Annotated in this window: 9 protein-coding genes; 3 read left to right on the top strand and 6 right to left on the bottom strand. The window is 73.0% G+C overall.

Annotated features, from left to right (window positions below; all coding sequences use genetic code 11):
• Positions 1 to 1,176, bottom strand: a 1,176-nt coding sequence (locus AB0G02_RS21110) for an ATP-grasp domain-containing protein (RefSeq protein ID WP_360797004.1), incomplete at its 3' end; no start/stop codon positions are given.
• 175 nt (positions 1,177 to 1,351) lie between these two features.
• Here AB0G02_RS21110 and AB0G02_RS21105 point away from each other — a divergent pair.
• Together AB0G02_RS21105 and AB0G02_RS21100 are read left to right on the top strand one after the other, a co-directional pair.
• On the top strand, positions 1,352 to 2,182 hold the full coding sequence (locus tag AB0G02_RS21105) for an AraC family transcriptional regulator (protein ID WP_360797002.1): 831 nt from the start codon (positions 1,352 to 1,354) through the stop codon (positions 2,180 to 2,182).
• Between the two features lie 53 nt (positions 2,183 to 2,235).
• Positions 2,236 to 3,552, top strand: coding sequence for an FAD-dependent oxidoreductase (locus AB0G02_RS21100; RefSeq protein ID WP_360797000.1), 1,317 nt, complete (start codon positions 2,236 to 2,238; stop codon positions 3,550 to 3,552).
• Positions 3,553 to 3,578: 26 nt separating this feature from the next.
• Here AB0G02_RS21100 and AB0G02_RS21095 read toward each other — a convergent pair whose 3' ends face one another.
• Positions 3,579 to 4,109, bottom strand: coding sequence for a CGNR zinc finger domain-containing protein (locus tag AB0G02_RS21095; protein WP_360796998.1), 531 nt, complete (start codon positions 4,107 to 4,109; stop codon positions 3,579 to 3,581).
• Positions 4,110 to 4,148: 39 nt separating this feature from the next.
• Between AB0G02_RS21095 and AB0G02_RS21090 the strand changes: the two genes are divergently transcribed.
• The gene (locus AB0G02_RS21090; RefSeq protein WP_360796996.1) at positions 4,149 to 5,105 is read left to right on the top strand and encodes an EamA family transporter; all 957 of its coding nucleotides are present in this window, start codon (positions 4,149 to 4,151) and stop codon (positions 5,103 to 5,105) included.
• A gap of 43 nt (positions 5,106 to 5,148) precedes the next feature.
• On the opposite strand, the gene AB0G02_RS21085 is transcribed toward AB0G02_RS21090, so the two are convergent.
• The 4 genes from AB0G02_RS21085 to AB0G02_RS21070 form a co-directional block, all read right to left on the bottom strand.
• On the bottom strand, positions 5,149 to 6,438 hold the full coding sequence (locus AB0G02_RS21085; RefSeq protein ID WP_360796994.1) for an acyl-CoA dehydrogenase family protein: 1,290 nt from the start codon (positions 6,436 to 6,438) through the stop codon (positions 5,149 to 5,151).
• A 661-nt stretch (positions 6,439 to 7,099) separates the two neighbouring features.
• The gene (locus AB0G02_RS21080; RefSeq protein WP_360796992.1) at positions 7,100 to 8,077 is read right to left on the bottom strand and encodes a tetratricopeptide repeat protein; all 978 of its coding nucleotides are present in this window, start codon (positions 8,075 to 8,077) and stop codon (positions 7,100 to 7,102) included.
• A gap of 138 nt (positions 8,078 to 8,215) precedes the next feature.
• Positions 8,216 to 8,587, bottom strand: coding sequence for a S4 domain-containing protein (locus tag AB0G02_RS21075; RefSeq protein ID WP_360797006.1), 372 nt, complete (start codon positions 8,585 to 8,587; stop codon positions 8,216 to 8,218).
• Between the two features lie 40 nt (positions 8,588 to 8,627).
• Positions 8,628 to 9,624 (bottom strand): alpha/beta fold hydrolase (locus AB0G02_RS21070; RefSeq protein WP_360796990.1); only part of this gene is annotated, 997 nt, incomplete at its 5' end.

Genomic DNA, 9,624 nt, shown 5'->3' with positions numbered 1-9,624 from the left:
GGTGACCATGACGTGCCCGAGGTAGCTGTTGTTGCTGGTCGGCTCGCCGGCGCGGTGCCCGGCGGGCTTGACGGCCCAGTCGACCACGTCTGCGTCGGTGGCCAGTGCCTCGACGCCGTCGATCCCCGCCACCACCCCGGCGCGCGGGGGCAGCAGGAACGAGATGGCCGCGCTGCGCACGCCGGTCTCGCGCGCCCGCAGGTCGGGTTGCCCGCCGACGGCCAGCTCGGTGAACACCGACGGCAGGTCGATCCCGGTGACGCGGCGGACCAGCTCGGTGATCCGGTTGCCCGCCGGCCGCGGGTTGACCTCGATGAGCCGCGGGCCGTCGGCGGTCAGCTTGACCTCGGTGTGCGCCACCCCGTGCTCCAGGCCCAGCGCCCCGATCGCGGTCACGGCGGTGTCGACGGCGGCGTCCCGGTCGGCGTCGCCCAGCGCGGCGGGGAACATGTGGCCGCTCTCCACGAACCACGGCCGGCCGGCGAGGCTCTTGTCGGTCACCCCGATCACGTGGGTCGTGCCGGCTTCGGTCACCGTCTCCACGCTCACCTCGGGACCGACGAGCAGCTCCTCCAGCAGCACCGTCGGCACCCGCTCCTGGCCGCGGGCGTTGACCGGGAACGCCTCCAGGGCCAGGAACGCCTCGCGCAGACCGGCCTCGTCCCGCACCTCGCGCACCCCCATCCCGGCGCACAGGTCGACCGGCTTGACCACCAGCGGGTAGCCCAGCCCGGCGGCGGCCTTCGCGGTGCCCGCCCAGTCCTCGGCCAGGGCGAAGCGCGGCCCGGGCACCCCGGCCGCCGAGGTGGTCGTGCGGGTGAGGTCCTTGCGGTAGGCGCGTTCGACGGCGCGCGGGTCCGAGCCGGGCAGGCCGAGGTGCGCGGCGACCTCGGCCACCGTGGACAGGTAGTAGTCGCAGGAGGAGATCACGCCGTCGAACGCCAGCAGGTCGTGCGCCCGCTCCACGAAGGACAGCAGGGACGGCACGTCGTTGGTCTCGGTGGTGAGGACGTTGTCCGCCGCCAGCAACGGGTGCGGGTGCGACGGCGCCGAGCGCAGGTAGTGGTGCAGGTCGCGGGTCAGGAACGTGAACCGGTGGCCGGACTCGTGGATCGCCCGCGGCAGCAGCGAACTCATCGCGCCGACCCAGCTCTCGATCATCAACAAGTGCGCCACGCGTGCTCCTCCGAAGGGGTGTCGACGAGATCGAGGGAATGGTAATCATTATCAGTGTCGATAAGCGGCAGCCAACCGGGTGATGTGGGTCACGGGCTGCGCACCCCCGTGGAGGTGCCCGCACTCCGGGCCTCGTGCCGCTCGGACGTGATCGGACCCGCTCGGACGTGCGACGATGGCCGCGATGGAGTCCTACGTCGAACGTCCGCCGTCACCGGGGTTGGCCGGGGTGGTCCGGACGGTCTGGGTCCAGCGCACCGGTGGGGCGGCGTACGCGCAGCGGCACCTGCCCACCGGCGGGGTGGAGATCCACTTCCCGATCGGCGGCCGGCCCCGGTTCGTCGGTCCGCTGACCGGTTCGGCGGTCGAGGTCATCCCGGCGCGCACCACCGTCGTGGGCGTGCGGTTCCACCCCGGGGCCGCGCCGCCGCTGCCCGTCGCGCTCGACGACCTGGTGGACCAACGGCTCGACCTGGCCGACCTGTGGGGCAGGCGGGTCGACCGCCTGGTGGACGTGATGGCCGGGGCCGGCACGCCCGAGCGCGCGCTCCGGCACCTCCAGGCGCACCTCCTGCACGAGTTCCGCCGCAAGTCCACTGTGGACCATCTGGTGCGCGAAGCCGTGCGGGCGTTGATGCCGTGGCACCCGGTCGGCGTGGATGCCGTGGCCACCCGCCTGGCGCTGTCCGCGAGCCAACTGCGCCGCCGCTGCCTGCACGCGGTCGGGACGAGCCCGAAGGTCCTCCAGCGCACCTTGCGGTTCCAGGGGTTCCTCGCGCTGGCCCAAGCCGGAGCCCCGGCCGCCGGACGGCGTGGCGTGGCGGGGCTGGCGGTCGACGCGGGGTACGCCGACCAGGCCCACCTGAATCGGGAGTGCCTGCGCCTGACCGGCCTCACCCCGCGTCGGCTCCTGGGCGGTGCCCTCGACCGCTGCGCGTGCGGCCACGAGCACTCGGCGTCCTACCGGCCGTTCCTCGCGACCCGGGACAGGCCGCCGCGGGTCTGATCCTGCGCGATCCGTTCAAGAACCGGCGTCGCGCCGCTCGTAGCGTCGGACCGGTGCGCGACCTGACCCGGTTCGGTGACTCCCTCGACGGCGAGCTGTTCAGCCCCGGTTCGGCGGGCTACGAGGCGGTCCGCCGCCCGGTCGACCCCGCCTACCGGCACGTCCGGCCGCGGTTGGTGGTCCGGTGCCGCTCGGTCGCGGACGTCGTCAACACCCTCGCGCACGCCAGGTCCACCGGGGACCGCGTCGTCCCCCGGAGCGGTGGGCACTGCTTCGCGGGCCGGTCGTCGACGGACGGGATCGTGCTCGACCTGTCCGGTCTCGACGGTGTGTCCGTGACGGCGGACGGGGTCGCCACGATCGGCGCGGGAGCCCGGCTGGCGGAGGTCTACGCGGCGCTGCACGTCCACGGGCGGACCCTGCCGGCCGGGTGCGGTCCGACCGTCGGCATCGCCGGCCTCACCCTGGGCGGCGGGATCGGGCTGCTCGGGCGGCGGTACGGGCTGACCTGCGACCGCCTCGTCGGCGCCCGGGTCGTGCTGGCGGACGGCCGGGTCGTGGACTGCGACCACGACCGCGAACCGGACCTGTTCTGGGCCCTGCGCGGCGCGGGCGGCGGCCAGTTCGGCGTGGTCACGTCACTGCGGTTCGCCACCGTCCCGGAGCCGACGACCACCCGGGTCGAGGCGCACTGGTCGGGCTCCGCCGTCGAAGACCTGGTCACGGCCTGGCAGGCCTGGGCACCGGACGCCCCGGACGAGCTGACGGCCAACCTCACCGTCCGGGCCGAGCCGGGCGCACCGGTCCGGGCCACCCTCTTCGGCGGCTGCACCCTGGCCGAGGGGCCGACGCGGCAACTGGTGCGGGAGTTCGTCGACCGGGTGGGCGCGGCGTCCTCGGTGGAGCTGCGCCCCGGCCTGCCGTACCACCGCCTGAAGAGCACCTTCGCCGACCCGCGGGACCTGCCCGGACGGCCCGTGCGGATCAGGTCGGAGTTCTTCTCCCACTCGTTGGCCCGCGACACCGTCGCGTCGCTCCTGACCCGGCTGGACGGCGGCACGGGTCGGCGGCAGCTCGCGTTCACCGCGATGGGCGGTGCGTACAACCGGGTGGCCGAGGACACCACCGCCTTCGCCCACCGCGGCGAGCGCTTCCTGCTCGAACACGTCGCGGACGCGGCCGATCCGTGGGTCGACGACTCCTGGGCGACCGCCCACCCCGACGGCTCCGGCCGCGTCTACCCCAACTTCCCCGACCCGGCGCTCGACGACTGGGCCGCGGCGTACCACGCGGGCAACCACGCCCGGCTGGTCGCGGTCAAGGCGGTCTACGACCCGCACCGGTTCTTCGACTTCCCCCAAGCCTGCTGAGCGAGCCCGGTAGCGGTGCGGGGCCGTCACCCCTTGCGGGCGCGGTAGGCGGCCACGGCCACCCGGTTGCCGCACGTGGTGCTGCAGTAGCGGCGCGAGCGGTTCCTGGACAGGTCCAGGACCAGGCCGCCGCAGGTGTCGTCGGCGCAGACCGCGAGCCTGCTCAGCTCGTCCGCGCGGATCACGTCGACCATCGCCATGGCCGTCTCGACGGCGATGCGCTCCGCGAACGGCGTCCCGGGGTCCGTCGCGTGCAGGTGGTAGTCGAACCCGTCGTGCCGCACGAGCTGGGGCACCGCCCGGTGCTCGGCCAGGATGTCGTTGACCAGCCGGGCCGCGGTGTCCCGGTCGGCGGTGAGCAGCCGGCGCAGCGGTGCCCTCATGGCGCGCACCGCCTCCAGCTCGGCGTCGTCGTGCGTGCGCGATCCGGTGTAGCCGTGCTCGGCGAAGAACGCGTCGAGCCGCGCCCGGTCGGTCAACGTGTCCGGCTCCTCGGCCGAGTTCACCAGGGCGACCGCGGCGACGAGCGACGCGACCGTGTCATGGGTGAAGAGCATGTTGACAGATTACCGGCCCGGTCCATAGCGTCATGAGTCATGACGACGATGACGCATGACACGCTGGCGGGTGGACGGCTGCGGGCCGGGTTGGGCTTCGCGCTGCTGTCGGCGTCGTCGTTCGGCTTGTCCGGGCCGCTGGCGCGCGGGTTGATGGACGCGGGCTGGTCGTCGGCCGCCGCGGTCGCGGTGCGGGTGCTGCTGGCCGCCGTCGTGCTCACGCCGTTCGCCGCGGTCGGGCTGCGCGGCCGGTGGCACCTGCTGCGCCGCACCGCGCCGCTGATCACGGCGTACGGGCTGGTCGCCGTGGCCGGGTGCCAGTTGGCCTTCTTCAACGCCGTCGCGCACCTGGAGGTCGGCGTCGCGCTGCTGGTCGAGTACACCGCGCCGGTCGCCGTGGTCGGGTGGCTGTGGCTGCGGCACGGCCAGCGCCCCACCCGGCTGACGGTGCTCGGCGCGGCGCTGGGGCTGATCGGCCTGCTGCTGGTGCTCGACGTCCTGTCGGGCACGCGGGTCAGCGCCGTCGGCGTGCTGTGGGCGTTGGCCGCGATGGTGGGCGCGGCGGCGTACTTCGTGCTCAACGCGCGGGACGAGCACGGGCTGCCCGGCACCGTCCTGGCCGCCGGCGGGCTGTGGCTGGGTGGTGCGGTGCTCCTGGTCGCGGGCGCGGTCGGGATCGTCCCGTTCGCGGTGTCGACCGAGCCGGTCGTGTTCGACGGGCACGCGGTCGCGTGGTGGCTGCCGCTGCTCGCGCTCGGCGTCGTGACGGCCGCGCTCGCCTACGTCACCGGCATCGCCGCGACCAGGCGGCTCGGCTCACGGCTGGCGTCGTTCGTGGCGCTGACCGAGGTGGTGGCGGCGCTGGTGTTCGCGTGGCTGCTGCTGGGCGAGGCGCCGGGCGCGGTCCAGCTGGCCGGCGGCGGGCTGATCCTCGGCGGAGTGGTGGCCGTGAAGCTCGGTGAGCCGCGGCAGGGCGAGGTGCGGCCGATCCCGTAGCGGGAAGGGGTGCCCCGGTCCGACCGGGACACCCCCTCCGCGCTCAGGAGGAAACGGCGACCGCGGGTGCGCCGATCGAGAGGTTCGCCGGTTCGCCGGCCACCAGCGTCACCCGGTCCAGCCCGACGCTGCTCGCCCGCAGCTTCTCCGACAGCCGTGCCGACCACTGGTCCCGGTAGGTGCCCAGCGCGACCTCGGCCAGCCGCAGGCGCTGGATGTCCGAGGTGCCGGCGGGTGAGTAGATGTGGTTGGCGTCGCGCAGCAGGCGCTCGATGGTGCGGTCCGGGTCCAGCCCGTACGCCGCGTGGACCTCCATCGCCGTGCGTGCCGAGTCCAAAGAGGACTCCACGTTGAGCAGCTTGGCGCTGATCAGGTCCGCGTCGCACGGGATGCCCTGGTCGAGCATGTGCGCCGCGTAGTAGGCCGCCAGCCGCGCGGTCATCAGCTGGGACTGCATCTGGCCCAGCTTCTGCTTCACGGTCGGCAGCTCGGACAGGGGCTTGCCGTAGCGGTGGTGCGTGCTCGCGAACCGGACGGTCTGCTCCACGATCGCGCAGTGGATGCCCAACGACACCGCCGTCAGGTTCGGCCGTCCATACAGGACGCTGGACGAGTACGCGACGGCGAGGCCGTCACCCTCGACGCCGAGCAGGTTCTCGGCCGGCACGCGGCAGTTGTCGAAGATCAGCTCGCCGAAGCTGAAGCCGTGCAGCCCCATGGCGGGCCGGTGCGGCGCCAGCGAGAAGCCCGGCGCGGTCGCCTCCACCAGGAACGCGGACAGGCCCTTCGAGCCCGGCCCGGTGCGCACCACCACGCCGTGCAGGTCGCCCACGTGGCTGTTGCCGACGAATACCTTCCGGCCGTTCAGCACGTACTCGTCGCCCACCCGCTCGGCCGTGCTGGACATGCCGAGCACGTGCCCGCCGGCCTCGGGCTCGGTCACCGCGATGGTCGGCAGGCAGCGCCCGTCGCTCACCATCGGCAGCCACCGCTGCTTCTGCTGCTCGTCACCGAAGTGCACGATCTTCGCCACGCCGAGCTGCGACGCCTGCACCATGGCGCCCATCGCGCCGCTGACGCGCGACAGCTCCTCGATGATGATCGTCTTGGCCAGGTGGCCCAGACCCATCCCGCCGTACCGCGGGTCGACCGTGACGCCGAGCCAGCCCTGCTGCGCGATCAGCCGGGACAGCTCGTGGTGGACGGCCTTCGACTCCTCCATCGCGGCCACCGCGGGCGCGACCTCCGCCTCGGCGAACTCGCGCACCTGGTGGCGCAGCCGCTCGTGTTGCGGAGTGGTGAAGTAGCTGGTCGTCCGGGTTGCGAGACTCACTGGGTATTCCCCCCATGTTCGGTGGCACCAGATTTCGGGCAGCACGACTCCCCGGTGTGTTGTGCGGCCCGGAACGAATTTGCCGCCCATCACACACTCGGCCGACGCGGGGCAGCAACACCGGTCTACCAGGATGCTTCGGTTCTCCGCCATTGCCTGCCCGACCGGGCAAGTATTCCTGTCCGATCGATCGCGGTGATCGACACAGCCGGTGATCGACACGGCGTTAAGGACGTGTTGCGGCAGGTCACGAGCATGGTCGACATCTGCGGTCGGGCCTGGGAAAAGTAACGCCCCGGCGAAACCGGGGTACTGGGCGGCCGTCGCGCAAATCGGTGACGGTCCGTGACAGCGCGTTCCTGAAATTGTCTTCAGGTAAGCGCGCGATTAGGTCCACTCCATTCGTAAGTTGATATGAGATTCGCTCATGAACGGTCCGCAAGTGGCGTAATGCCAATGGGGGCGAGCATAGGTCGCGTGGAATTGCCGGCCTTCCGGCAACTCTTCGCGACCGCGCCGTCACGGAGGTGCATGGTGGTCTCTGTCACACATCTCGCGCTGTTCCTGCGTCTGGAAAGCGCTTACTTACATCCTCGGCAACCGGGAACCACGCTGTGCCAGGCAACTCGTGGCAGGTCGCAGGCCACCGGCCCGAGGCGGATCAGGGCGTCGACGGTTTCGCCAAGCGCGCGAGGTCGCCCCTGGCGCGGGCGACGTGGTCGGCCTGGTCGGGGTGGTCGGCCAGGACGCGTTCGGCGGCCACCAGCTCGCGCCGCGCCTCGTCGTCGGCTTCGGCGGAGCCGAGCGAGGCCAGCCCGATGCCCCGCCACAGCCGCAGCACGCCGACCACCGGCGTGCCGGGCGCCTGCGGTTCGACCACGGCGAGGTGCCGGTCGATGTGGGGCAGGACGTCGTGCGGTCCCTCGCGCTCCAGCCGCACCTCGCACCACCGGGCGACGGCGTCGGCGGTCACGGACGCGCCCGGTGCGTGGCGAAGGAGGAGCAGGATGCTCCGGGTGAGGTGGGGTTCGGCGTCGTCGGGCCGACCGAGGTCGTCCAACGCCTGACGGAGGTGGTGGTGGCTGATCGCGGCGGCGAAGCCACCGGGTTCGATCCGCTCGGCCAGCTCGACGGCCTCCCGGGCGGCGCGTTCGGCGGCTCGCGGGTCGCCGTCCAGCCGCAGCGTGCGGGACAGCTCGTTGAGCGTACCGACGACCTTCTCGCCCGTCCGGTCCGCCGCGCGCTGCATGGTCAGCACGTCGGTGAACGCCGTGATCGCGTCGTCCAGCGCTCCCGTGTCGCGCAGCACGCACCCCAAGCAGGTGAGCACGACGGCGTGCAGCGGGCTGTTCGGCTCGGCTTCCTCCACGAGGGTCACGGCGCTCGTCAACGTGCCCAACGCGCGGCGCGGGTTGCCCAGCTCGCGGTCCACCCGCCCGTGACCGGCCAACGCGTGCGCGAGCAGCGCGGCGACCTCGCGATCGGCGCGGTCCAGGTCGGCCAGCTCGTACGCGGCCACGGCGTAGAGGTCGAGGGCTTCCGGCAGTCGTCCGGCGGCGAGCGCCGAGTCGCCTTCCCGCAACCGCCAGCGCGCCGACCCGACCCGTTCGTTGCGCTCTTTCCGCCGGTCGCGGGCCACGGGGCCTCCTAGCCGTCGATCGTGCTCGGTTCCCCCTTCGCCCTGGCTTGATCGTTTTCGCGCGATCGCCCGTTAGACGTGAGCCCTCGGGTTCACTCGAACGGCGGCACGGCGTGTGGCTCGGTGGTGCGGGACCACTCAGAGCTGTCCGCCGCGGAACTTGTCCAGCACCCGGCGCTCGCGCTTGGTCGGCCGTCCGGCACCGCGTTCACGGCGGGCGACGGGCGCGGGCGCCTCGGTCGGCGGTGGTGGCGGCGGGGTGCGGTCGATGAAGCAGGTCACCGCGTCGACCGCACCGACGCGTTTCTGGATCACCCGCACGACTTCCACGATCCGGGTCGTGTCACCCACTCGCGCCCGCACTTCGTCACCCGGTGTCACGGACGTGGCGGGCTTGGCCGGCTTGTCGTTGACGCGCACGTGCCCGCCCCGGCACGCCGCCGCGGCATCGGATCGCGTCTTGGTCAACCGGACCGCCCAGAGCCAGCGGTCCACCCGGGTGGACTCCACGCCGTACATCATGGCCCAGTGCACCACCCGGGGAGTGAGGTCAGGGGCAGGTGACGTCCGCGGGTGGTAGTCGACGGTCGGTGACGTAGGCGCTCACGTGCTCGATCACGCACGGGTTCGCCATGCCGGCGAACAGGTTGTGCCCCGGGCCGTCGTGGAAGATCGTGCGGCTGCCGGGGACCTGGTCGGTCACCCGCTCGGTGGCCGCGAAGTCCATCCAGGTGCCCGCGCCCAGGAACGGCGGGAGCGTCCGGGGCAGGGGAGCGGGCGGGTTGGCGGTCGGCGTCGGCCAGCCCGAGCAGGTGACCGACAGGTGCCAGACCAGCGGGAAGGACGCGCCGGTGTTCGGTGCGAGGCGACGCAGCCGTTCGACGGTGCGCGTCATCTGCCGGTGGTCCGGCTGCGGGAAGTCCAGGCACTCCTTCACCCCGCCGCCGGGCAGACCGGGGTTCGGGTCGCGGCCGGGGAGGGCGAAACCGGAGGCGTCACCCGCCTCGGCCGCCGTGAGCGCGGCCAGCGCCTCGGCCCACCGGTCGGGGCCGGACCGGACCTTGAGGAACAGCAGCGCCTGGAGTTGGGTGCCGTCGTAGTCGGTGTTCGCGGTGACGGCCGGGACGGGCTCGCGGTCGGCGCGGGCGACCAACGCCTGCCAGCGCTGCTCCACGCCGGACCCGGCCCAGTCCAGGAACCGCCGCACGAACGCCTCGTTGTCCCGCGCGATGGCGTCGAGCTCGCGGTCCCAGTCGCGGGTGCTGTGGTTGGCCGTGCCGTCGACGTAGACCGTGCGCACGCGGTGCGGGTACCGCCGGGCGTAGGCCTGCGCGATCATGCCGCCGTACGAGGTGCCGATGAAGTTCACCCGCGGCTCGCCGAGGGCGACCCGGATGGCTTCGACGTCCCGGGCGTCGCTGCCGGAGTCCATGCGGTCGAACAGCTCGGGGTCGGTGGCGCGGCACCGCTCGCCCCGCGCCCGGTTGGCGGCGGCGAGCGCGTCGAACCCGGCCTGGTCGGCGGGGACGCGCGGCGGGCGCAGGACC

Origin of the sequence: Actinosynnema sp. NPDC023658, from assembly GCF_040639995.1 — a bacterium.
GTDB lineage: Bacteria > Actinomycetota > Actinomycetes > Mycobacteriales > Pseudonocardiaceae > Actinosynnema.
Note: the sequence above shows the minus strand (reverse complement) of the source record. Positions and strands in the feature narration are given on the sequence as shown.